Source organism: Streptomyces sp. NPDC037290 (assembly GCF_055603245.1).
Window position 1 is genome coordinate 402,765 of sequence record NZ_JBVJVZ010000003.1, and the last position, 21,509, is coordinate 424,273.

Annotated in this window: 18 protein-coding genes and 3 pseudogenes; 11 read left to right on the top strand and 10 right to left on the bottom strand. The window is 71.9% G+C overall.

Annotated features, from left to right (window positions below; genetic code table 11):
* Window positions 1–179 precede the first annotated feature (179 nt).
* The 3 genes from ACZ7HQ_RS12570 (at window position 180) to ACZ7HQ_RS12580 (ending at window position 4,184) form a co-directional block, all read left to right on the top strand.
* On the top strand, window positions 180–1,685 hold the full coding sequence (locus tag ACZ7HQ_RS12570) for an APC family permease (RefSeq protein WP_470987779.1): 1,506 nt from the start codon (window positions 180–182) through the stop codon (window positions 1,683–1,685).
* Between the two features lie 35 nt (window positions 1,686–1,720).
* Window positions 1,721–3,292: an amidohydrolase gene (locus ACZ7HQ_RS12575; protein ID WP_470987782.1), complete on the top strand. Its 1,572-nt coding sequence runs from the start codon at window positions 1,721–1,723 to the stop codon at window positions 3,290–3,292.
* A 502-nt stretch (window positions 3,293–3,794) separates the two neighbouring features.
* Entirely contained in the window at window positions 3,795–4,184 is a 390-nt protein-coding gene (locus ACZ7HQ_RS12580; RefSeq protein WP_470987784.1) for a VOC family protein, read from the top strand.
* A 129-nt stretch (window positions 4,185–4,313) separates the two neighbouring features.
* On the opposite strand, the gene bla is transcribed toward ACZ7HQ_RS12580, so the two are convergent.
* The gene (gene bla / locus ACZ7HQ_RS12585; RefSeq protein ID WP_470987786.1) at window positions 4,314–5,246 is read right to left on the bottom strand and encodes a class A beta-lactamase; all 933 of its coding nucleotides are present in this window, start codon (window positions 5,244–5,246) and stop codon (window positions 4,314–4,316) included.
* A 337-nt stretch (window positions 5,247–5,583) separates the two neighbouring features.
* A complete protein-coding gene (locus ACZ7HQ_RS12590; protein ID WP_470988912.1) occupies window positions 5,584–6,183 on the bottom strand; it encodes a TetR/AcrR family transcriptional regulator in 600 nt (199 codons plus the stop codon).
* 118 nt (window positions 6,184–6,301) lie between these two features.
* Here ACZ7HQ_RS12590 and ACZ7HQ_RS12595 point away from each other — a divergent pair, with 118 nt between their 5' ends.
* The 4 genes and pseudogenes from ACZ7HQ_RS12595 to ACZ7HQ_RS12610 all read left to right on the top strand — a co-directional run.
* Entirely contained in the window at window positions 6,302–6,949 is a 648-nt protein-coding gene (locus ACZ7HQ_RS12595; RefSeq protein WP_470987789.1) for a peroxiredoxin-like family protein, read from the top strand.
* 122 nt (window positions 6,950–7,071) lie between these two features.
* On the top strand, window positions 7,072–8,061 hold the full coding sequence (locus tag ACZ7HQ_RS12600; RefSeq protein ID WP_470987792.1) for a LysR family transcriptional regulator: 990 nt from the start codon (window positions 7,072–7,074) through the stop codon (window positions 8,059–8,061).
* On the top strand, window positions 8,058–8,993 hold the full coding sequence (locus tag ACZ7HQ_RS12605) for a serine hydrolase (RefSeq protein WP_470987794.1): 936 nt from the start codon (window positions 8,058–8,060) through the stop codon (window positions 8,991–8,993). Before ACZ7HQ_RS12600 ends, ACZ7HQ_RS12605 begins: the two co-directional genes overlap by 4 nt.
* 12 nt (window positions 8,994–9,005) lie before the next feature.
* Window positions 9,006–9,131, top strand: a pseudogene (locus tag ACZ7HQ_RS12610) (heme-binding protein); the annotation flags it as partial.
* Between the two features lie 164 nt (window positions 9,132–9,295).
* Here ACZ7HQ_RS12610 and ACZ7HQ_RS12615 read toward each other — a convergent pair.
* The 4 genes from ACZ7HQ_RS12615 to ACZ7HQ_RS12630 all read right to left on the bottom strand — a co-directional run bounded on the left by ACZ7HQ_RS12615 (window position 9,296) and on the right by ACZ7HQ_RS12630 (window position 14,786).
* A complete protein-coding gene (locus ACZ7HQ_RS12615; protein ID WP_470987796.1) occupies window positions 9,296–10,009 on the bottom strand; it encodes a DUF4232 domain-containing protein in 714 nt (237 codons plus the stop codon).
* Between the two features lie 217 nt (window positions 10,010–10,226).
* Window positions 10,227–12,452, bottom strand: coding sequence for a catalase/peroxidase HPI (katG, locus tag ACZ7HQ_RS12620; RefSeq protein WP_470987799.1), 2,226 nt, complete (start codon window positions 12,450–12,452; stop codon window positions 10,227–10,229).
* 33 nt (window positions 12,453–12,485) lie between these two features.
* On the bottom strand, window positions 12,486–12,923 hold the full coding sequence (locus tag ACZ7HQ_RS12625) for a Fur family transcriptional regulator (RefSeq protein WP_470987801.1): 438 nt from the start codon (window positions 12,921–12,923) through the stop codon (window positions 12,486–12,488).
* Between the two features lie 708 nt (window positions 12,924–13,631).
* Window positions 13,632–14,786, bottom strand: coding sequence for an abortive phage infection protein (locus tag ACZ7HQ_RS12630; protein ID WP_470987804.1), 1,155 nt, complete (start codon window positions 14,784–14,786; stop codon window positions 13,632–13,634).
* A 244-nt stretch (window positions 14,787–15,030) separates the two neighbouring features.
* Here ACZ7HQ_RS12630 and ACZ7HQ_RS12635 point away from each other — a divergent pair, with 244 nt between their 5' ends.
* Window positions 15,031–16,002 carry a hypothetical protein gene (locus ACZ7HQ_RS12635; RefSeq protein WP_470987807.1) on the top strand — a complete coding sequence of 324 codons (972 nt, stop codon included), beginning with the start codon at window positions 15,031–15,033 and terminating at the stop codon, window positions 16,000–16,002.
* A 256-nt stretch (window positions 16,003–16,258) separates the two neighbouring features.
* Here the strand turns inward: ACZ7HQ_RS12635 and ACZ7HQ_RS12640 are convergent, their stop codons facing one another.
* Window positions 16,259–16,645: a VOC family protein gene (locus tag ACZ7HQ_RS12640; protein WP_470987809.1), complete on the bottom strand. Its 387-nt coding sequence runs from the start codon at window positions 16,643–16,645 to the stop codon at window positions 16,259–16,261.
* 47 nt (window positions 16,646–16,692) lie between these two features.
* A complete protein-coding gene (locus tag ACZ7HQ_RS12645; protein WP_470987812.1) occupies window positions 16,693–17,043 on the bottom strand; it encodes an antibiotic biosynthesis monooxygenase family protein in 351 nt (116 codons plus the stop codon).
* A gap of 204 nt (window positions 17,044–17,247) precedes the next feature.
* Between ACZ7HQ_RS12645 and ACZ7HQ_RS12650 the strand changes: the two are divergent.
* Window positions 17,248–17,382, top strand: a pseudogene (locus tag ACZ7HQ_RS12650) (TetR/AcrR family transcriptional regulator); the annotation flags it as partial.
* An 85-nt stretch (window positions 17,383–17,467) separates the two neighbouring features.
* On the opposite strand, the pseudogene ACZ7HQ_RS12655 reads toward ACZ7HQ_RS12650, so the two are convergent.
* Both ACZ7HQ_RS12655 and ACZ7HQ_RS12660 read right to left on the bottom strand, forming a co-directional pair.
* Window positions 17,468–17,929: pseudogene (locus ACZ7HQ_RS12655) on the bottom strand (GNAT family N-acetyltransferase).
* A 183-nt stretch (window positions 17,930–18,112) separates the two neighbouring features.
* Window positions 18,113–19,084: an SDR family NAD(P)-dependent oxidoreductase gene (locus tag ACZ7HQ_RS12660; protein WP_470987814.1), complete on the bottom strand. Its 972-nt coding sequence runs from the start codon at window positions 19,082–19,084 to the stop codon at window positions 18,113–18,115.
* A 55-nt stretch (window positions 19,085–19,139) separates the two neighbouring features.
* On the opposite strand from ACZ7HQ_RS12660, the gene ACZ7HQ_RS12665 reads away from it, so the two are divergent.
* Window positions 19,140–19,562: a MerR family transcriptional regulator gene (locus tag ACZ7HQ_RS12665; protein WP_470987816.1), complete on the top strand. Its 423-nt coding sequence runs from the start codon at window positions 19,140–19,142 to the stop codon at window positions 19,560–19,562.
* A 583-nt stretch (window positions 19,563–20,145) separates the two neighbouring features.
* Window positions 20,146–21,330 carry an acyltransferase family protein gene (locus ACZ7HQ_RS12670; RefSeq protein WP_470987818.1) on the top strand — a complete coding sequence of 395 codons (1,185 nt, stop codon included), beginning with the start codon at window positions 20,146–20,148 and terminating at the stop codon, window positions 21,328–21,330.
* Window positions 21,331–21,509 lie beyond the last annotated feature (179 nt).

Genomic DNA, 21,509 nt, shown 5'->3' on the forward strand with positions numbered 1-21,509 from the left:
TTACATTGCGAAAACCGAAAGCCTTTAGGTTTACGTCTCCGGGTGCCTGCCATCCCTTCCGTGCGCCCGGAGACGCCGGCATGGACGGCCCACCCCGAGCCGGGTCCGCCGGCGCCGCGAACCCGGCTGCCCCACACACCGGGACCCCCTCCCCTCCGCCGCCAGAAGGGCTTCCCCGTATGTCCGTGTCCCCCGCCGAACCCCCGGAGGAGAGAGCGCCGTCCGGCGCGGCCGGCCTCCGCTCCGGCTCGCTCGGCACCGCCGACATCGCCTTCTTCGTCGTCTCCGCCGCCGCGCCCCTGACCGTCATGGCGGGGGTCGCTCCGCTCGCGATCCTGCTGGGCGGCATCGGCGCACCCGTCGGCTACCTCCTCGCCGGCCTGACCCTCGCGGTCTTCGCCGTCGGCTTCACCACCATGAGCCGCCATGTGACCAGCGGCGGCGCCTTCTACGCCTACATCACCCGCGGCCTCGGGCGGCCCGTCGGCATCGGGGCCGCACTGCTGGCCCTGATCGGTTACAACGGCATGGAGATCGGCGTCTACGGCCTGATCGCCACCACCACCCGCGACACCCTGCACACCCTCGCCGGCGTGGACGTCCCCTGGCTGCCCGTCTCGCTGGCCGGCCTGCTGCTGATCGGCTACGGCGGCTACCGCTCGATCGACTTCGGCGCCAAGGTCCTCGGTGTCCTGCTCGTCGCCGAGACCGGCATACTTGTGCTGCTCGCCGGCGGAGTACTGGTGAAGGGTGGCGCGCACGGGCTGTCCCTGGCCTCACTGGCTCCGGTCCACGTGCTCGTGCCCGGCATGGCGGCCGTCCTGTCCTTCGCCTTCGCGGCGTTCACCGGCTTCGAGTCGACCGTCATCTACCGCCGCGAGGCCCGCGACCCCGGACGCACCGTCCCGCGCGCCACCTATGCGGCGGTCGGATTCCTCGGTGTGTTCTACGCGTTCGTCGTCTGGATCGCCGTGCAGGCCTTCGGCGACGACCAGGTCGTGCGCGCGGCCGGCAAGGACCCGGCCGGCCTGTTCTTCACGGCGATCTCCCGCTACGTGGGCGGCTGGGCCGCCGATCTGATGCACATCTTCATCGTCACCAGCGTCATCGCCTCCCTTCTCGCCTTCCACAACGCCATCAACCGCTATGTCCTCGCCCTGGCCGAGGAGGGCGTGCTGCCCCGCCGGCTCGGCCGGGTCCACCCGCGACACCGCTCCCCGTACGTCGCCGGCGTCGCCCAGACCGTCCTCGGTGCCGTGGTCGTCCTGGCGTTCTGGGCCGCTCGTGCCGATCCCTACCAGCAGCTGCTGCTGTGGGTGAACACCCCGGGAATGATCGGCCTGTTGCTGCTGCAGCTGCTCGCCGCGATCGCCGTGCCGTGCTGGTTTTGCCGGGTGCGTCACACGGAGGGCCCGGTGCGCACGGTGGTCGCGCCGGTCCTGGCCGCCGTCCTGCTGACGACCGCGATCGGGCTGGTCGTGACCCACATCGACCTGTTCACCGGCGCGTCCTGGGCCGTGAACGTCCTCCTCGTCACGGTGGCACCGGCCGTCTTCCTGCTGGGCCTGCCCCTGGCGTGGTGGCTGCGCCGCTCCCGCCCGGACGTCTACGCGCGGTTCGCCACCGACCCCGACGAGGAGACCGACGCCGGCCGGGACACCGCCCCGGCCGTGCTCGCCGAGTGACCTGAACGTCCCCTACACACAAAGGAGTCGACTCGATGACCGCTGCCGACCTCGTCCTCGTCGGCGCCCGGGTCCGTACCCTCGAGCCCGCCCGCCCCACCGCCTCCGCCGTAGCCGTGCACGACGGGATGATCACCGCGGTCGGCGGGGCGGACGACGTACGGGGCTGGTGCGGCCCCGGCACCGAGGTCGTCGACCTGCACGGCGCGCACCTCGTGCCCGGCCTGGTCGACGCGCACAGCCATCCGGTGTGGGGGCTGGACATGGCGACGGGCACGGACCTGTCAGGCGTGACCGGTCTGGCCGCACTGCGCGCGGCACTCGCCCGGGCCGAGCGGATCGAGGGCTGGGTGATCGGCTACGGCCTGGACCACAACGCGTTCGAGGGCCGCCCCGTCCACCACGAGCTGGTCGCGGACGTACTCGACGGCGCCCCGGCCTTCCTGCGCCTGTACGACGGCCACTCCGCCCTCGCCAACGGCGCCGCGCTGGCCGCCGCCGGAGTGACCGGTCCACTCGTCTTCGCCCAGCGTGCGGAGGTGGTGTGCGACTCCTCGGGCCGCCCCACCGGCCATCTGGTCGAGCACGCCGCGATGGACCTGGTCGCGGACGTCGCGCCCCGGCCGTCGTACGCCGAGCGGCGGGCGCGGCTGCTTCGGCTGCTGTCCGCGATGGCCGCCACCGGCCTCACCGGGGCCCATGTGATGGACGGCGGCGACCTCGACCTGGTGGAGGCGGTGGCGCGGGAGACGGTCCTGCCGGTGCGGCTGCGGTTCGCGCCCTGGTGCATGCCGGGCGCCGACGCGGACGAGCTGCGCGAGCTGGTCGAAGTGCAGGGCAGGGGCGGGCGGCACTGGCTGGTCGGCGGGGTCAAGTTCTTCATGGACGGCACCGTCGAGGGCGGCACGGCCTGGCTGGAGCGTCCCGACTGCCACGGTCGGGGCACCGCCGCGTTCTGGCCGGACCCAGGCGCCTACGCCGAGGCCGTCCGTGCGCTGCACACGGCCGGCGTGCGCACCGCCACGCACGCCATCGGGGACGCGGCCGTACGGCACGTCCTGGACACCGTCGCCTCCCTCGGGCCGAGCGGGCACGGGGCGCACCGGATCGAGCACATCGAAACCGCTCCCGACGAACTCCTGCCCCGTTTCGCCGAGTTGGGTGTCGCGGCCTCACTGCAGCCGCCGCACACGGGGTACACGCGCACCGACGGCACCGACGAGTGGTCCCGCCGGCTGGGCGGCGACCGGGCCGGGCGTGCCTGGCGGCTGCGCGATCTGCGGGAGGCGGGTGCCACGCTCGCCCTCGGCTCGGACTGGCCCATCGCGCACTACGACGTCCGGGCCGTGCTGGCGACGGCCCGCCGGCCCAAGGGCGCCGCGGCCCACCGGCCGGGCCTGACGCCGTTGCAGGCGCTGGAGGGCTGCACCAGTCACGCGGCGGCCGCCGCCGGCGAGTCCCGCTTCGCCGGCCGTGTCACGCCCGGCTGCCGGGCCGACCTCACCGCGCTGACGGTGGATCCCGTCCACGCGCCCGAGGACGAACTCGCCGAATCCCCGGTGGTGTTGACGGTCACCGGCGGACATGTGGCACACCGGGGCGACTGACGGCGGCCGTCCGCGGTGCGGGCCGGGTCGGTGCCGGCCCGCACCGCGCGGCACACCGGGCGGCTGTACGACTTCCATCTGGTTCACCGCGCCCCTGCTCCGGAGGGGTACGGACGCCTGCACGTCCGTACCCACGACCTCTCGGCCGCCCAGTGACTGACGGTGTCCGCGCCGGGCCGCGGGGCCTTCGGGACGGTGGCGGGCGTGCGCGGGCCGGGCTTCGAGGCCTACGCCCGGATCCTGCACCCGGCCTGATGTCTGGGCGGTGACACCGACCTGACCAGCACCTACGTGGGAGGTTCGGCCGAGCTGGTGGCCGACCTGCTCGGCGCCGCGGACGTGGAGGCGCACCGCGTGGCCCCGGGCGATCCGGTCGGCTGACCGGCCGGGAAACGCCGTCGACGCGCCGTCGGCTCCGTGGTTACGATCGAAGAGGCATCGCGTGCCGGTCACCGGCCGGGTGAGGCATGGAGGTGCCAGGACATGCCCTGGAGGCATTCCTTTGTCCGTCGAGTTGAACCACACCATCGTCCACGCCCGGGACAACCGGGAGTCCGCGGAGTTCCTCACCGAGCTGCTCGGTCTTGAAATCGCCGGGGAATGGGGCCCGTTCGTCGCGGTCGCCCTGAGCAACGGAGTCACCCTGGACTTCGCCACGGCCCCCGAGGAGCACATCACACCCCAGCACTACGCATTCCTGGTCTCCGAGGAGGAGTTCGGCGCCGCGTACGCGAAGATAGTCGAGCGCGGCATCGCGCACTGGGCCGATCCGTACCAGAAGCAGCCCGGCATGATCAACCACAACGACGGCGGCCGCGGCGTGTACTTCCTGGACCCGGTGGGCCACGCGATGGAGCTGATCACCGTCCCGTACGGCGGCCTGCCGGCGTAACCGTCCGGGCCCGCTCGGCGCGGGACGCCGTTCACAGGCGGCGTCCCGCCCGGCGGCCGTCGTGCGGCGGTTACGGCGTCACGGCCCTCCCCGCGAAGGCCGCCGCGAGGCGTGAATACCCTCGCTCCTCTATACGCCCGGCGCGAGGACGCCGGCCACGATCCGCGCGGCCTGCGCGACGAGGTCGTCGTCCGCCGGTGCGTCCCGGGCGTTCTTGGCCGACAGCACGGTCAGCAGGACCGGTGTCCTCCGGGTCGTCCAGGCCACGCCGATGTCGTTGGCCGTCCCGTGGTCACCGGTACCGGTCTTGTCCGCCAGAACCCAGTCGCGCTGCAGTCCGGCGCGGAATCGTGCCGCGCTGGTCGTGTTGCCCTTCAGCCACCCGACGAGCCGCTCCCGGTCGGCGCGGGCGAGCGCCCGGCCCAGGGTGAGCCGCTCGAAACTGCGGCCGAGTGCCTGCGGGGTCGTGGTGTCCCGCGGGTCCCCGGGGATCGCGCTGCCCAGGTCCGTCTCCCACCGGTCGAGCCGGCTCACCCGGTCCCCCAGCGACCGGAAGAAGCGGGTGAGCCCGGAGGGACCGCCGATTTCGCGCAGCAGCAGGTTGCCCGCCGCGTTGTCGCTGTACTGGATCGCCGCCGCGCACAGCTCCGCCACCGTCATACCGGTGTCCACGTGCTCCGCGGTGCGCTGCGAGTTGGAGATGATGTCGTGCGGCGGGTAGTGGACGACCTTGTCCAGCGGCGCGCAGTCACCGTGGTCGCGCAGCACCGCCGCCGCGGCGAACGCCTTGAACGTCGAACACATCGCGAACCGCTCCCCCGCCCGGTGCGCCACGGTCCGGCCGGTGCGGAGGTTGCGCGCGTACACGCCGAGCCGGGCACCGTGCCGCTGCTCCAGCTCGGTCAACTCGTCCACCGCCCCGGCCGGTTCCGTGCCGGGAGCCGCCGCGGCGGACCCGGAGACGGCCGTGGCGGCCACGGCCGCGGTGGTGAGGGCGAGGCCCGCCCTGAACAGGCCACGGCGGGCCATGGGCTCGGGGCCGGGGCGGTCGGGGCTGGTCATGAGCACAGTCCTCCTGGTCGTCCGTGATCGGGTCCGTGGATCTTCGGCGGGACCAGACAAGCAGCCGGACTCCACTCATGTCCAAGAGTGAACTTTGAAGGTGCTATGCCTTATTGATATGCACAGCCGCCTCTCCGACCAGTGGAGCAGACGTACACCCACGGCCGCATCGGCCACGCCGGCGGCAGGGGGTGCAGGTGGGGGTAGGTGAGTGGGAAGCGGCGGCGGTACTCGGCCGGGGTGATGCCCAGCCGCCGCCGGAAGACGCGGTGCAGCCTCTCCACGGAGCCGAGGCGATCGTCGGCCCGCTACTTCGGCATCAACCCGCCGGTCGGCGTCAGGCCCGTGTCGTGCCGGTCACCGCGGCGATGGCGGCCGCGACCGTTGTGTGCAGCTGCTGCGCGTCGGCTCCGGCACGGGAGCGCAGGTTCACGCCGTGTGCCAGGAGGGCGAGGACGTCGGCCGCGGTGTCCGGGTCGGTGCCGTAGGCGAGTTGCTGCTGCCGCTGGGCCGAGACGAGAGCGGTGTGGAGGGCGTCGCGCAGTCGCTCGTGCTGTCGGTCGAGGATGGCTTGGACTTCGGGGTCGCGGTTCTCGGTGCCCGCGTGGGCGTTGGAGACCATGCAGCCCCACTGGGCGTACTCGCCGGTACAGCGGGTTTCGATCAGCCCGGTGAAGAACTCCGCGATGGCCGGCAGTCCCCGGCCGTCCCCTTCGAGCTTGCCGAGAGCGGGTCGCGAACGACTGTCGACGTAGCGTTCGAGGGCGGCGCGGTACAGCTCCTGCTTGCCGCCGAACGTCGCGTACAGGCTGGAGCGGTTGAGCCCGGTCGCGTTCACGACGTCCTGGATACCCGTCGTGGCGACGCCCTGGCGCCAGAACAGCCGGACCACGGTGTCCAAGGCTGCGTCCGGGTCGAAGTGCTTGACGTCCGGCATGACCACTCCCGTCATCTTGGAATGAGAGTTCCAGGATATCCCCCGAGGCGTTGACGCGGTGCGGGCTCCACCCCCTATCTTGGAATGGCCGTTCCAGGATCTAGGGAAGGAAGACCCGATGAGCGTCAACGCCGAGCTGCGAGCATTCTTCGACAGCCGACAGGAGCAGATCCCCGCGGACGTCCGCGCCGTCATGCAGCGCGCGGCCCGGGAGTTGGCCGTGTCCGGGCAGGCGCGCAGTGCCCTGGCCGAGGGAGCCAAGGCCCCCTCCTTCACCCTGCCCTCGGCCACCGGACGCTCCGTCGGCCTCGACGAACTCCTCGCCGACGGTCCGGTGGTGCTGACCTTCTACCGCGGATCCTGGTGCCCGTACTGCAACATCGCCCTGCGCTCCCTGCAGCAACACCACGACGCCATCACCGCCCACGGCGCCCGCCTGGTCGCCGTCTCCCCGCAGGTGCCCGACGAGTCGCTGTCCTTCGCCGACAAGAACGAGCTGGCCTTCGACGTGCTGAGCGACGTCGGCTGCGACACCGCCCGGCGATATGGCCTCGCCTTCGACCTGCCGCAGGACCTCGCGGCCGTCTACGAGGGCCTTGGCATCGACCTCCACCGGTCCAACGCCGGCCACGCCCGCACCCTGCCCATCCCCGCCACCTACGTCATCGACCGGGACGGCCTGATCCGCTGGGCCTTCGTCAACACCGACTACACCAGCCGCGCCGAGCCGGCCGACATCCTCACCGCACTCGACCATCTCTCCTGAAGGGATGCCAGCCAGGCGGCGGGCGCTTGCACCGGTCAAACGACCAGCGGCAAACCGTGGCCACGAGACCCCCTCGCCTGGATCCTCGGACGCACCGGATTACTTATTGATATAAGTGCGGGATGGATCTCCTCGCGCACCTCGACGCGTACGTCGCGACGGCCGACGAAGCGAGCTTCTCCCGGGCGGCCGACCGGCTCGGTATCGCCCAACCGCTGCTCAGCCGCCGCATCAAGACGCTGGAGGAGCACTTCGGCGGCCTGCTCTTCGACCGTTCCCGGCGCCGGATCACGACCACGGAGCTGGGGGTACTGCTCCTGCCGTACGCGCGGGACGTACTGGACCGGGCCCAGCGGCTGCGGCAGGCCGCCGGTGCGGCGGGGCGGGCGCGGATACGGGCCGTCGGGGTGCCCGCGCACTGCGCTCCGGCGGCACTGGCGCGCGTGATCCGTGCCGGCGCCGATCGCGACGTCACCCTCGCCATGTGTGAACTGCCGCCGCGGGAACGGGCTTCCGGGCTGGCCGACGGCTCGCTCTCCTACGCGCTCGTGCGGGTTCTCCCCGAACGGGGTGCGTTCCGGGTGCCGCTGGGCCTCGCGTCGGCTCCCGAAGCGACGGGCGGGAAGCGGCTTCCGGCGTACGGCGGCGCGCGGCGCGCGGTCCACCTGGACGACCTGCGGCCACGCCGTCCGCGTGGCGCCGAACCCGCCGCGCCGCTTCCGGTGTTGACCCTGCCGGAGGATCACATGCCCGCGTGCGAGGACCGTCTGGAGCGTGCCGTCGCCCGGGCCGGGCTGCCCCCGGGCCGGTTCCGGCCGGCCGGATCTGCGGCCACCGCACTCGCCGAGACGCTGGCCGGCCGGGCGCTGCTGCTGTGCGCCGAGCCGTTCGCCCGGCAGCACGGGGCACGGTGGGCGCCGCTGGGCGACCGGTCGCTGCACCGGGGGTACGACGTGGGCGCCGCCCCGGACCGGGCCGGTGCGGCGGTCGTACCGGACTGGCTGGCGCCGCTGTTGGTGTCGGCCGTGGGCGCCGCTCCCGTCGATCCCGGCGCGCCGTCCGGCGGGACCGGCGTCGAGGACGCCCCGGCGCGGCTGGCGGCACGCGGATGAGCGCGGCCCCGGTGCACCATCCGGTGTACCTCGGCGACGACGGCGCCCTCCTGGACGTCGCCGAGGCGATCGCCGCGGACTGGGCGGCCCTCGGGGTGCGCGGTTCCTTCCTCGCCCTGAACCTCGACACGGGCGAACAACTCGGCTTCGACGTCGGGGAGTTGTTGCCGCTCGCGTCGGTGGTGAAGGTTCCGCTCGCCCTCGTCGTACTGGACCGGATCGCGGCCGGGAACCTCGACCCCGCGCACCCCGTGACCATCGACCCGGCCGGGAGCAGCGTCGGTCCCACCGGGCTCGGGGCGTTCCGGTACCCGGCGACCGTGGCCGTCGGCGACCTGCTCCTGCAGATGCTGTCGGTGAGCGACAACGCCGCCGCGGACGCCCTGCTCGACCTGGTTCCGGTGGCGGACGTGGACGCGCGGCTGCGTGACTGGGGGTGCGGGGACATCCGGATGCGGCACCGGATGAACCACATGTACGAGTGCGCCGCCGGTGCCGCGGGCAACGACTTCTCCCTCGCGCTGGAACTGGCCGTACGGGACGAGCGGACGGGTCGGCACACCATCGGGACACTGGACCCGGCGTCCGCGAACGTGGGGTCGGCCGCGGCGCTGGTGAGGCTGTTGCGGCGGGTGTGGTGCGATGAGGTCTCGGTTCCCGCGGCGACGGCGCAGCTGCGGCGGCTGATGGGACTGCAGGTCTTCACACACCGGCTGGCCGGCGAGCTGCGGGCGGACACGCTGCGGTGGAGCGGCAAGACGGGGACGTTCCTGCACCTGCGGCACGAGATCGGTGTGGTCGAGGCGGAGTCGGGGGACCGGGTGGCCATGGCCGCGCTGTCCCGTGCGGGGCGCTGCGCGGGCCTTGCGGCGGATGTCGACCTGGCGATCGGGGGTGCGGGGCGTGAGGCGTTCGAAGCGCTGCGGAGGTGAGGCCGCTCACGCCTGGCGGGCGGCACGCCGGTGACCGCCCGGGGTGCCCCGGTGGCGGGCATCGGTGTCGCGGGCGCCCCGTCCGGCGGCCTGGACGAGAGGTACGCGCGGGCGGGGGCGGCGACTCCGGGCCGCTGACCGCCGAGGCCGGCGGCAGGCGACGTACCCGCGCCGCCCCCTCCTCCCCTGCGCAACGGGGAGGAGGCCCGCCGGCAGCCCGTCGGCGCCTGGCGGAATCGCACGGGCGCGGTGGGCGGCCGGGGCCGGGCTCTCCGTCGCGGCCGCCACCGGTCAGGTGCGGGTCAGGCGGGCTTCGCCGCGGAGACCGCCGTCACGGTCACGGTGTTGTCGCACTCGGCGAACTCACCGTCGGACAGGGCGACCTGGTGTGCCCCGGAGCCGGGCAGGCCGACCACGAGCGTCGGGTAGACGGCGGGCTTCGCGCCGGACTTGCAGTAGCCGTCACCCTCGCCCTGGACCTGTACGAAGGTCAGCTTCGCCCATGCCCTGCCGCCCGGTGCGAGGCGGACGGCCGAGGCGGCGCCCGTGGGGGTCACCTTCAGCGGGCTGTTGTGCTCGGGGGAACCGTTGCCCGCACCGGCGACCGTCGGGTGGCCCTGCAGGGTGCACGCGTGACCGGAGACGTTGGTGAACTCGATGATCGCCGAGCCGGTGCCGGTGCCGACCCGGTTGTCGGGCCCCTGGAGGGCCGTCGCGTTCAGGGCCGACACCGAACACGTCGGCACCGTAGCGGCCGACGTGTGGGACGCGGGAGAGACCGGGGCGGCCGAGGCGGTCGAGGTGCCGCCGCCGGAGGTTCCCGAGGCCGACGGGGGAGTGGAGCCGGTGCCCGCGGTGGTGGGGGCGCCGTGGGAGGGGGCGGCGGAGGCCGGGGCCGGGGACGACGTCTTGGCCGGCCCGTCGCCGTCTCCCGGCCCGCACGCCGTGAGCGACAGCGCGGCAGCGATCACGGCCGTCGCCGACGCAGCGAGGCGGATGGTGTTGCGGTGGTGCATGAGGTCCCCCGATTCCGGTGTACGTGGTTCGACCGGCTCCCTTGCCGGTACGTACCGAGTGAGACAGAGCCGGGAGACCCTGGGTTTCCGCTGTGGATCATCTGTGACTGTTGTAGATCATCCGTGACAGTTCTGTGCGGAGAAGAGCCTGCCCCGGCGCACGAAAAGGGCGTCCAGCCGACCCGTGCGGGTCGGCCGGACGCCCGTGAAGCGGTGCTCAGACCAGGTCGAACCGGTCCAGGTTCATGACCTTGACCCACGCGGCGACGAAGTCGTTGACGAACTTCTCCTTCGCGTCGTCGCTCGCGTAGACCTCGGCGAGCGCGCGCAGCTCGGAGTTCGAGCCGAACACGAGGTCGGCGCGGCTTCCGGCCCACTTCAGCTCGCCCGTGGCGGCGTCACGGCCCTCGAACGTGGTCTGGTCCTCGGAGGTCGGCTTCCAGGTCGTGCCCATGTCGAGCAGGTTGACGAAGAAGTCGTTGGTGAGGACGCCGGGCGTCTTGGTGAGGACGCCGAGCTGGGACTGCTGGTAGTTGGCTCCCAGGACGCGCAGACCGCCGACGAGCACCGTCAGCTCGGGCGCGCTCAGGGTCAGCAGGTTCGCCCTGTCCACCAGCAGGTACTCGGCCGGCAGGCGGTTGCCCTTGCCGAGGTAGTTGCGGAAGCCGTCCGCGGTCGGCTCCAGCGCCTCGAAGGACTCGGCGTCGGTGTGCTCCTCGGACGCGTCCACCCGGCCCGCCGTGAAGGGCACCCGGACCTCGAAGCCGCCCTCCTTGGCGGCCTTCTCCACGGCGGCGACACCACCGAGGACGATCAGGTCGGCCAGCGAGACCCGCTTGGCGCCGGAGGAGGCGTTGAAGTCCTGCTGGATCCCCTCGAGGGTGCGCAGCACCTGGGCCAGCTCGTCGGGCTCGTTGACCTCCCAGCCGCGCTGCGGGGCCAGACGGATACGGGCGCCGTTGGCACCGCCGCGCTTGTCGCTGCCACGGAAGGTGGAGGCGGACGCCCAGGCGGTGCTGACCAGCTGCGAGACGGAGAGACCCGAGTCGAGCAGCTTGGTCTTCAGGGTCGCGACGTCGGCGTCGTCGATCAGCTCGCCCTCGCGCTCCGGCAGCGGGTCCTGCCAGACCAGCGTCTCCGCCGGGACCTCCGGGCCGAGGTACAGCGACTTCGGGCCCATGTCACGGTGCGTGAGCTTGTACCAGGCGCGGGCGAAGGCGTCCGCGAACTCCTGCGGGTTCTCGTGGAACCGGCGCGAGATCGGCTCGTAGATCGGGTCGAAGCGCAGCGACAGGTCCGTGGTGAGCATCGTCGGGAGGCGCTTCTTCGACGGGTCCTGCGGGTCGGGGATGATCGCCTCGGCGTCCTTGGCGACCCACTGCTTGGCGCCGGCCGGGGACTCGGTCAGCTCCCACTCGTAGCCGAAGAGGTTGTCGAAGAAGCCGTTGCCCCACTGGGTCGGGGTGGCGGTCCAGGTCACCTCGAGGCCGGAGGTGATGGCGTCAGCGCCCTTGCCCGTGCCGTAGGTGCTCCGCCAGCCGAAGCCCTGCTCCTCCAGGCCGGCGGCCTCGGGGTCGGCGCCGACCGCGTCGGCGGGACCGGCGCCGTGGGTCTTGCCGAAGGTGTGGCCGCCGGCGATGAGCGCGACGGTCTCCTCGTCGTTCATCGCCATACGGCGGAAGGTCTCACGGATGTCGCGGGCCGCGGCCAGCGGGTCCGGGTTGCCGTTCGGGCCCTCGGGGTTGACGTAGATCAGGCCCATCTGTACGGCGCCGAGCGGGTTCTCCAGCTCGCGGTCGCCGGTGTAGCGCTTGTCGTCCAGCCAGGTCGTCTCGGGACCCCAGTAGACGTCCTCCTCCGCCTCCCAGACGTCCTCGCGGCCGCCGCCGAAGCCGAAGGTCGTGAAGCCCATGGACTCCAGGGCCACGTTGCCGGCGAGGATCATCAGGTCGGCCCAGGAGATCTTCTGGCCGTACTTCTTCTTCACGGGCCACAGCAGCCGGCGGGCCTTGTCCAGGTTGCCGTTGTCGGGCCAGCTGTTCAGCGGCGCGAAGCGCTGCTGGCCGGCGCCGGCACCGCCGCGGCCGTCGCTGATGCGGTAGGTGCCCGCACTGTGCCAGGCCATACGGATGATCAGCGGGCCGTAGTGGCCGAAGTCCGCCGGCCACCAGTCCTGCGAGGTGGTGAGCACCTCGGCGATGTCCTGTTTCACGGCCGGAAGGTCAAGGCTCCGGAACGCCTCGGCGTAGTCGAACTCCTCATCGAGGGGGTTCGTCGCGGGGTGGTTCTTGGCAAGGATCTTCAGGTTGAGCCGCTCCGGCCACCACTGGCGGTTGCCGCCGCCCTGGGTCGGGTGCAGGGCCCGGTCGTGCGCGACGGGGCAACCGCCGCTCGCCCCCTCCGCCTTCGCGTCTGTGACGATCGCGTCGTGGTTCTCAGTCATGGCAATCCTTCCGAACTGTGCGGAACTCGGTGCTCAGGAACTGCGGCCGGTGGAACAGTCGGGGCACAGGCCCCAATAGACGACCTCCGCCTCGTCGATGGTGAAGCCGCGGTCGTCGGAGGCGGTCAGGCACGGCGCGTCGCCGATCGCGCAGTCGACGTCGACGACGGCGCCGCAGGAACGGCAGACGAGGTGGTGGTGGTTGTCCCCCACGCGCCCCTCGTACCGGGCCGGGTGACCGGCCGGCTCGATACGGCGGACCAGACCCGCCGCGGTGAGTGCGTGAAGGGCCTCGTAGACGGCTTGCAGGGAGATGTGGCCCACGCGGTCGCGCACCCCGGAGGCGATCGCCTCGACGCCGAGGTGGTCGCCCGCCCGGACGGTCTCCAGCAGCGCGACACGGGCCGCCGTCACGCGCAGGCCGGCACCGCGGAGTTCGTCGGCGGTGGTCGGGGGCGGGGAGGCGGGCATGAGGGGGAACCTACCCCCATAAACACGAAGGGTTCAAGAAAACGAACAGTGCAATTCTGGTCGCGTGCCGTCGCCCGCCGGCCATCCCCCGGTCCTGTGCGACACCCGCCCCGAGGTTTGCCCACGCGTATGCCTTCGCGTTCGCCGTCGCGCCGGACTCCGCCTCGCCCTGACCGGTGGCGTGAGGGCGGGGGTACGGCGGTCGGTCGCGGCGCGGCTCGGCGGGACGGTCCGGGGCATGCCCGCATCATGTGGCCCCGGACCGACGACGACCGCGCGGCAAGCCGGACCATCCTCCGAACGGGTGAGCCCGAGCGCCCGCACCCGTCTGACCGCGCCCCGGTCCCCGCCGCCCCGCCCGACCGAGAACATGCGTCCTGGGCCGGGCCGGCCGCCTCGCAGGCTCGATCCGGCCCGAGCAGCCCTGGCCGCGCTTGGCGGCGCGGCGGTGGCGAGCGGTCAAGGAGCGGCACGGCGGCGAGCGGTCGAGGACGGCATGGCGGCGGCGAGCGGTCGGGGGCGGTGCGGCGGTCGGGGCGGCGCGGCCGGGGAAGCGGAGTTCGCCCTCGTGTCGAAAACCGCCCTCGCGGCGATGACCGGCCAAGCCCTTCGGGCCCCTGTCCACGGGCGACGAGATCCGCGCCCCCACCACCCCTGTCCGCGCCGCCCTGTGCGAGGGTGGCGGGTTCACACTCCCCGGAGGTGCCGTCAGCCGGTGTGCCCGCCGGCGGTCCGGGCGGATCGGTAGCGGCGGGCCAGGGCGTGGAAAGCCTCCTTCGGTGCCCAGTGCCAGCCCGAGGCGGGGTCGTCCGGACGGTCCTTGATGGTCTTGGTGATGGCGTAGCTCGCCAGGTCGAGGTCGTGGCGTGGGTCGCCCGGGCGGTGCGGGGCGCCGGGGGTCACGAACTCGAAGGCCATGGCCGCGTACAGGTCCATCGAGGAGAAGGCGTCGAGCAGGTGCATCAGGTAGGCCGCCTGGGTGCGCTCGCTGCGGACCAGGTCGCCCTTGATCTCCGGGGGGTTCTTGTCGCGGTCGACGATGTCCCAGCCCATGCCGGCCGTCTTGGGCGCCCCGACGTAGGCGCAGGTGCCGAACTCGGTGATGGCCAGCGGTTTCCCCCAGCGCAGATAGCGGCTCAACTCCCTTACGTAGTCGGCCCGGTGGGGGAAGTACGAGTAGTAGTCGATGCCCACGATGTCGAACAGGCGCCAGTCGACCTCGTCGTCCTGGGCGGCGGCGTAGCTCAGCCGGCCGCCAAAGACGGACCGCCCGACCGCGGCCGCCTTCGCCGTGAAGCGGTCCAGTCGGCGCTGCATCGCCACGGGGTCCACCGTGCCGTCGAGGAGGTTCCGGATGCGTTCGAACACAGTGTCGCCGGGCACGATCCCGGGCACGAACAGCCAGAACTCGCAGCCCACACTGAGGTCCACGACCGCGCCGTGCCGGCGCAGCCGCTCCGCGAACCGGCCGGTCTCTGCGAGGTGTTCCAGGATGTCCCGCTCCGGGACGTCGCCGAGGGTCGGCTGGAGCCAGACCCGCAGCCCCCGTTCGGCCGCCTCCGCGGCGGTGGACGTGAGCCGTTCGACTCCGTCGCCCGTCACATCGACGGTGTCGGCGTACAACTCGTCGCGGATGACCCGGATGTCCTCCCGCATCCGGGCCGCGCTGAAGGCCGTACCCGGTGTCTCCCCCTCCCCCACGGTGTACACGACCCCGTGGTGACGCAGTCCGCTGTCCGGTGCCGGGCGCGGTCCGCCCTGCGCGGCGCGGGCCCGGCCCGACGGCAGCACGGTCGCGGCAAGGCCCGCGGACGCCATGCCGGCCAGGAACTGCGCACGCTTGATCCCCTTGGTCCTCTGCATAGGGTCCACCCTGCCGGGCCCACCCGGACCGGCGCCGTCCGCCGACGGTCTACGGCGCGGTGCCCAAGGGTGACCGTCATCCGCCGAAGGGTGCGGTTCCGGCGACGAAAGTTCCGGCGCCGACGGTCCTGCCCCTCGTCGTCCGCACGGCTTCACACGGATGAACCGCGACAGAAGGCACATGACCCACCCAGAATGAGAGACTCGGACTTCGACCCCGAGGTGACCGTCGAGAGGGACGCCGGTGGACCTGGACGCCGTCGCCGACGAGCTGTACGGGCTGCGGCCGGACGAGTTCGTCGCCGCCCGAGACCGCCGTGCCCTGGACGCCCGCAAGGCCGGTGACCAGGCCCTCGCCAAGAAGATCGGCGCGTTGCGGCGGCCCAGCCTGGCCGCCTGGGCCAGCAATCTGCTCGTACACCGGCAGCGGCAGGAGGTGGAGCCGCTGCTGGCCCTCGGCGAGGAGCTGCGCCGGGCCCACCGTGCACTGGACGGTGCGCAGCTGCGCCGGCTCGCCCGTCGGCAGAGCGAGGTGATCGGCGCACTCGGGCGGCAGGCCAGGCGGCTGGCGGCGCAGGCCGGGCGTCCGGTGGGCGAGGAGGTCCAGCGCGAGGTCGAGGAGACCCTGCACGCCGTGCTCGCCGATCCGCGGGCCGCGCGGGAGTGGGCGGCGGGGCGGCTCGTGAAGCCGCTCAGCTCCACGTTCGGTTTTCCGGAGGCCGACGAGGGTGTCCTCGCGCGTCGTCCCGCCGTCCCGCCGGTGACCGGAGCGAAACAGCCTGACGAAGGGGAGGGGGCCGCCGGGCGCGGTGCGGGGAGGAAGCGCGGCAGGACCGAGGAGCGCGAGGACGAGTTGGCGCACCGGCGGCGTCTCGACGAGGCCCGCTCAGCCGCCCGCGACGCCGAACGGGTTCTGCGCGCCCGCGAGGCGGAGGCCCGGGCCGCCGAACGGGAAGCGGAGGAGGCCGGCGACCGGGCGACCGCGGCGCGGCAGCGCGTACGGGAGCTGCGCGCGGAGCTGCGGGGCGCCGAGGAGGAGCAGCGGCGGGCGCGCGCCGACGAAATGGCGGCACGCGACCGGGCCCGGGAGGCCGACCGCACCGTACGGCAGGCCCGGCGCCACGCCGAGACCACTGCGGCCGAAGCGGAACGGCTGGCCGCCGCCCGGACGGACCGCGCGCCGCCGGGCCGCGGGCGCCGGCTGGTCAGCAGGTAGACCATGACGGACTGACTGCGGGGCCCCGCATCACGGGCACGCTGGAGCGCACGTCATGCCCGTGGACGCGGCAGAAGAGCCGCTCTGGCGCGCCCGATGCGCAGCCACGGTGACACGTCGACGGCCAGGACCGGCCGGCTGCCCGGAGAGCTGTTCGTGCAGCAGCGTCAGGTCGACCGGTGACGTCACGTCGGTCGCGACCACGAACGCGACCCCTCCACCAGCGAAGCCATGACCCGCTGGGCCGCCATCGGTCTCACGACCCGGCGCCGCCCGGGGTGAGGATTTCCATGAGATGTCCGTCGGGGTCACGGAAGTAGGTGCCCCTGCGGCCTATGGTGTGCTTGCTGTGGTAGATCTGCCCGATTGCCTGGCATGCGGGATCGCCGTAGTGGGTGATTCCGCCCTGCTGGATGCGGGCGAGGGCGGCGTCGAACTCCTGCTCGCCGACCATGAACGCGTAGTGGTGTGGCTCGAAGTCGTCCAACTGGTCGTAGTCCAGGCTGACCTGGTTGGCCAGCGTGACCGGCGTGAAATGTGCCACCGGCGGATCGATTCTCAGGCCGAGAATGTCTGCAAGGAACTGCGCCGAGGCTTGCGGGTCCCGGGCCGGGACGATGGTGTGATTCAGTTCCACGGTCATGGTGGCTCCTCTTCACCGCGCTGCGGCTGCCGTGTCATACGTCGATGTCATACGTCGATCTGCTCGAAGATGTGCGGGTACGACACGATGTCGTCGGGGAACTCGGCCGCCATGCGCTGGAACTCCGGACTGGCGAACGCCGTGGCGAGCGCCTCCGTCGACTCCCATACCGCGACGTTCATCAGGAGTTGACTGTCCGCCGTTCCCTTGTGCATCTGCAGGGAGACGAATCCCGGCTGAGCCTTCATGAACTCCGCCTGCCTCCGAAAGAGGGTCAGGAAAGCTTCACTCGTCTCCTTCGGGACGAAGAAGGTGTTGGCCAGGACGATGGGCCCGGTCCTCTCCTTGAACTGCGCGAACATCTGCGTATTCGGGTCCAGGCTCTGCAGCTTGGCCATCTTCGGCACTTCCTCTCACTGTCGGTTGTCCCACGGCACCGAGGCCGGACCCCGTCGTAGTGGCGGATGAACGTTAGGTGGGTGAGTACTCACTCACCCCTGTCCTATGGTGAGTGAGTACTCACTCCCGCGTCAAGCCTGTTGGAGCGCGCATGGACCAGAAGCCGAAGCTCGGTTCACTGCTCGAACGCCTTCGTTCAAAAGGACATCGCTCATGAAGCAGCGCTCTTCTATGAGCAGACCTTTCCGATGGCCGCGTCCCTGTATGCGGAGCCCCGCCTCAAGCGCCGCCACGGCGACACCCTGCGCGAGAGGGGCACCGGCCCGCACCGCCCGATGATCCGCCGCCACATCATCCGGCGGAACAAGCACGCCGCCGACGAACGCCTTCGCGAGGTCGCGAACGGGGTGAACGTTGCCTGCATCAGAGGACGGACCGGCGATAGACCTGCCGTGAACCGCCTTCCGGGCCCGGATCGGCGGCCTCGGCCGGACTGAAACCGAGGCGCTCGTAGAAGACGCGTGCACCGCTGGCGACTGCGCCGGGGTGGTCGGCCCCGAAGGTGATCACCTCAATGCTGCCCGGACCGCGCACGAACCTGCGTGTCGCGTCAGCAATCAACGCACGACCGACCCCCTTCCCGCGTTCCTTCTCCGAGACGGCGAGTTAGTGGACGTGGTAGGTCGGGGCCTTGCTGCCAAACAGCAGGCCGCCGAGGACATCCGATCCTGAGACGGCGACGAGCGCCGTGGACCGGCGAATGTGCTTGTCCACGGCGCTTTCGAAACCAGGATTCCCCACCATCGGGCCGAACCAGTGCTCGACCTGAGCTGCCAAGCCAAGGAGGCCGGGGAAGTCCTGCTCCCGCGCAAGTCTGACGATCACCGGAGCTGTCTGGCAGGCATGGCGAACGTTGCCTGACGCGGCACTGGATTCGTACCTTCCCTCCGACTCCGGCGACAGCGGATCGCCGGGTGAGCCGGCCCGGGTCGGCCGCGATGAGGCCAGGCTTCCGTCCCGCGCCGAGTGCCGCACAGGTGCGTGGCCCGGCGCACGCAGAGCACGGGTTCATCGCCTGACCGGGGCAGCGCCGGTCGCCGCGACGGACAGCTCCCACAGCCGTGCTGCTGCGTCGGGGTCGATGGCGTAGGCGCGGACGCCGTCGTCGTCCATGGGCGCGGCGGGGGCGGAGACGCGCGCGACGTCGCAGTTCTCGAGGTAGAGCCCGCCGCGGCCGTCGAGGAGCGGGGAGGTGGCGGCCCACAGGCCGGTGGCAGCGCCTTGGGAGGGTGTCTTGAAGTCGGCGCCGATCACGTTGCCGTGCTCGTCCACCCATCCACGTTCGACCTGTTCCTGGAGGGTCATCTCCCGCTGGAGGCCGGTGATGATCTTGCCTGGGTGGAGAGCGAACGCCCGGACGCCGTCGTTGCGCCCGAGGGCGTCAAACTGCACGGCGAACAGGGCGTTGGCGGTCTTGGCCTGGCCGTAGGCCAGCCACTTGTCGTAGCCGGTGCGAAAGTGCGGGTCGTGCCAGCGGATGTCGCTCAAGGTGTGCCCGGCGGAGCTGTTGACGATGACGCGCGCACCGCCGGTGGCGGCCAGGAGCGGGTAGAGCTCGCAGGCGAGGGTGAAGTGTCCGAAGTGGTTGACGGCGAGCTGGCCTTCCCAGCCCGGCCCGACGCGTCGCTCAGGGGTGGCCATGACGCCGGCGACGGCCATAAGGAGATCGAGCCTGCTGAGGGATTCACTGATGTGTGCGGCGGCGGCGCGCACGCTGTCGAGGTCCGCCAGATCCATGGGGATGACGTCGCAACCGTCCACATCTGCGAGAGCGACGCGGGCGAGGCCGGGACGGCGTGCCGGAACGACGACCCGGACCCCGGCGGCCGCCAGGCCTCGGGTGGTTTCCAGACCGAGTCCGGAGTAGCCCCCGGTCACGAGGGCGGTTGCGCCGGAGAGGTCGAGGCCGGCGGTGACGTCCTCGGCGGTGCCGGTGTCGGAGAAGGGCGAGCCGAGCGGCTGCTGATCACTGATGGTCATGCCGACGACGCTAGAAACTGGAGCGAGGTCTAGATCAAGTCCTAGGCTGGGCGGCATGGCGACTGCCGAAACGCGTACGGAACCACTGAGCATCGGCGAGGTGGCCGAGCGGACCGGACTCAGCGTGCACGCACTGCGCTTCTACGAGCGCGAGGGCCTGCTGGTCGGACCGGTCCAGCGCACCGCGGGCGGGCGGCGGCGGTACACCACCGCCGATGTCGACTGGCTGCTGATCTGCGTCAGACTGCGCGAATCCGGCATGCCGCTGGCCGACCTCAAACGGTTCGCCGAACTGGTACGGCGTGGCCCGGGCAACGAGGCAGAACGGCTGCAGCTCCTCGATGCACATCAGCAGCGCGTCGAGGCACAGATCCAGGCGCTGGAGGAGTGTCGCTCAGTCATCGCCTGGAAGGTCGGCGTCTACGCCGAACACCTTGCCCGCGGCGAGGCGGGCGGACTCTGGGACCCGACGGTCTGAGGCATGGACAGACATGGTCGCGTCCTGTCAGCCTGCCGATGCCGTCAACAAGGTCCTGACCCGCGACATCCAGTTGCGGTGCGGCAGCGACGTCGAGGGGGATGAGACCTGGGACAAGTCCGCGAGAACTCATGAAGGCTGGCCCGGCAGGCCCAGGATGACGCGGGGCCAACTCGTCAAGGCCGTTGCCGGATACGCCGCTTGGGTGCGGTTCGGTTTCCCGTCACCGGATTCACTCCGGCGGCGGCCCGCTCGTGCCCCGCACGACGAATGTGGGGTCCAACGAGTCCGAGGCTGAGCCGAGTTGGCCGAGTCGTCGCAACAGCGAACACCGCCGATGTACGCTCTGCCCGGTGCCGGCGGGAACGGTCACCCGGTCGCACGCGGGGGCCGGGGCGAGGCGATCAAGGCCGTGCAAGTAGCCTCACTCGTACGGGTGCACCAGGCCCGCCCGTCCGTGGCATCAGGCGGGGTCCGTCGTTCGGCAGCAGTGTGATGTTTGCCATGTGAAGTGATGGACCAGGGGTGAACGGGCAAGGTACCCCTTCATGCCCCAAGCCAACCCTCTGCGGCAGGTGATTCGATGACCACGGCGACGACCCGGGAGCTCCGGACGACGCCGCCCACCCGTACCGGCGACGCGGCCGCCAGGGATTCCCCGGCCGCCGCCACACCCTCGCTGCCGTCCCTCACGGGGCTGCGGTGGATGGCGGCGCTGCTGGTGTTCGGGCTGCACGTGAACAACTTCGGTTACTTCGGAGGCACCGGCGGCCACCTCGTGACCTGGGGATTCGGCGCCGGCGCCACCGGGGTGTCGTTCTTCTTCGTGCTCTCCGGCTTCGTCCTGACCTGGTCGGCGCGGCCCTGCGACCGCGCGCTCGCCTTCTGGCGGCGGCGCATCGCGCGTGTCTACCCCGTGCACCTCGTCACGCTGGCGGTCGCCATGGTCATGGCGTACTCGCTGGCGCACCAGCCGAGACCGACACCGAAACAGGCCCTGTCCAACCTGCTGCTGCTCCACTCCTGGTGGCGCCCCTGGTGGCAGACGCTGAACCCGGTCAGCTGGTCCCTTGCCTGCGAGGCGTTCTTCTATGCCGCCTTCCCCCTGCTGATCCTGCTGTTGCGCCGGCTCGGCGCGCGCGGTTCGGCCGCGCTGGGCGCGCTGTCGGTGGCGGCGGTCGTGCTGCTGGCCTGGGCGGACGCCCACCACTGGTGGTCGTACGAGCTCTACTCGTTCCCCGCGGCCCGGCTGCCGGAGTTCGTCCTCGGCGCGGTCACCGCGCGGCTGGTACTCCTCGGGCGGTGGCGCGGGCCCGGTCTCGAGGCGTCGCTCGCCCTGGCGATCATCGGCTACTTCCTCGTCCCGCAGGTCACGCCCGGCTACCCCGCCACCCTCTGCACGATCGCCGGGTTCACGCTGCTCATCCCGGCCGCGGCGGTCGCGGACGTCCAGGGGCTGCCCTCGCTGTGGCGCCGCCGCCGGCTCGTACGACTCGGTGAACTGTCCTTCGCCTTCTACATGATCCATCTGCTGGTGCTGCGTGCCGGAACCCAGTTGCTCGGGTCGAAGCCGCACTTCGGGCTGCTCGCGGGGGTGGCGGTCACCGCGGTCGCGTTCTCCCTGTCGCTCGGGTTGTCGTGGATCCTGTACGAGGGGGTGGAGCGCCCGGCGAGACGCCTGCTGCTGCGCCGACGGCGCCGCCCCGCTGCCCAGCCGGCCCCCGTCCAGGCACGCCGCGAGGAAGCGGCCGCGGCGTCGCGGGACTGAGCCGGCCCCGGGCTCCTGTCCGAGGCACGTGTGTCTGAGGCACCTGTACAGGCGGGTTGGAAAAGTGGCCTCGGCTCGGCCGCGGAGTGCCGCGTGTCGCTGTGCGGTGTGGCCCTGAAGGCCTCGCGGCCGGCCTCCGGGACCGGGTGCCCGGCCTCCCTGCCCCGTCCCCCCACGCG

Excerpts from the sequence above, each read along its gene's own strand:
- katG (WP_470987799.1), bottom strand. The coding sequence starts at position 12,452 with ATGACTGAGAACCACGACGCGATCGTCACAGACGCGAAGGCGGAGGGG.
- ACZ7HQ_RS12595 (WP_470987789.1), top strand. The coding sequence starts at position 6,302 with ATGAGCGTCAACGCCGAGCTGCGAGCATTCTTCGACAGCCGACAGGAG.
- ACZ7HQ_RS12575 (WP_470987782.1), top strand. The coding sequence starts at position 1,721 with ATGACCGCTGCCGACCTCGTCCTCGTCGGCGCCCGGGTCCGTACCCTC.
- ACZ7HQ_RS12660 (WP_470987814.1), bottom strand. The coding sequence starts at position 19,084 with ATGACCATCAGTGATCAGCAGCCGCTCGGCTCGCCCTTCTCCGACACC.
- ACZ7HQ_RS12630 (WP_470987804.1), bottom strand. The coding sequence starts at position 14,786 with ATGCAGAGGACCAAGGGGATCAAGCGTGCGCAGTTCCTGGCCGGCATG.
- ACZ7HQ_RS12625 (WP_470987801.1), bottom strand. The coding sequence starts at position 12,923 with ATGCCCGCCTCCCCGCCCCCGACCACCGCCGACGAACTCCGCGGTGCC.
- ACZ7HQ_RS12605 (WP_470987794.1), top strand. The coding sequence starts at position 8,058 with ATGAGCGCGGCCCCGGTGCACCATCCGGTGTACCTCGGCGACGACGGC.
- ACZ7HQ_RS12645 (WP_470987812.1), bottom strand. The coding sequence starts at position 17,043 with ATGGCCAAGCTGCAGAGCCTGGACCCGAATACGCAGATGTTCGCGCAG.
- ACZ7HQ_RS12615 (WP_470987796.1), bottom strand. The coding sequence starts at position 10,009 with ATGCACCACCGCAACACCATCCGCCTCGCTGCGTCGGCGACGGCCGTG.
- ACZ7HQ_RS12600 (WP_470987792.1), top strand. The coding sequence starts at position 7,072 with ATGGATCTCCTCGCGCACCTCGACGCGTACGTCGCGACGGCCGACGAA.
- bla (WP_470987786.1), bottom strand. The coding sequence starts at position 5,246 with ATGACCAGCCCCGACCGCCCCGGCCCCGAGCCCATGGCCCGCCGTGGC.
- ACZ7HQ_RS12640 (WP_470987809.1), bottom strand. The coding sequence starts at position 16,645 with ATGACCGTGGAACTGAATCACACCATCGTCCCGGCCCGGGACCCGCAA.
- ACZ7HQ_RS12665 (WP_470987816.1), top strand. The coding sequence starts at position 19,140 with ATGGCGACTGCCGAAACGCGTACGGAACCACTGAGCATCGGCGAGGTG.
- ACZ7HQ_RS12590 (WP_470988912.1), bottom strand. The coding sequence starts at position 6,183 with ATGCCGGACGTCAAGCACTTCGACCCGGACGCAGCCTTGGACACCGTG.
- ACZ7HQ_RS12570 (WP_470987779.1), top strand. The coding sequence starts at position 180 with ATGTCCGTGTCCCCCGCCGAACCCCCGGAGGAGAGAGCGCCGTCCGGC.
- ACZ7HQ_RS12670 (WP_470987818.1), top strand. The coding sequence starts at position 20,146 with ATGACCACGGCGACGACCCGGGAGCTCCGGACGACGCCGCCCACCCGT.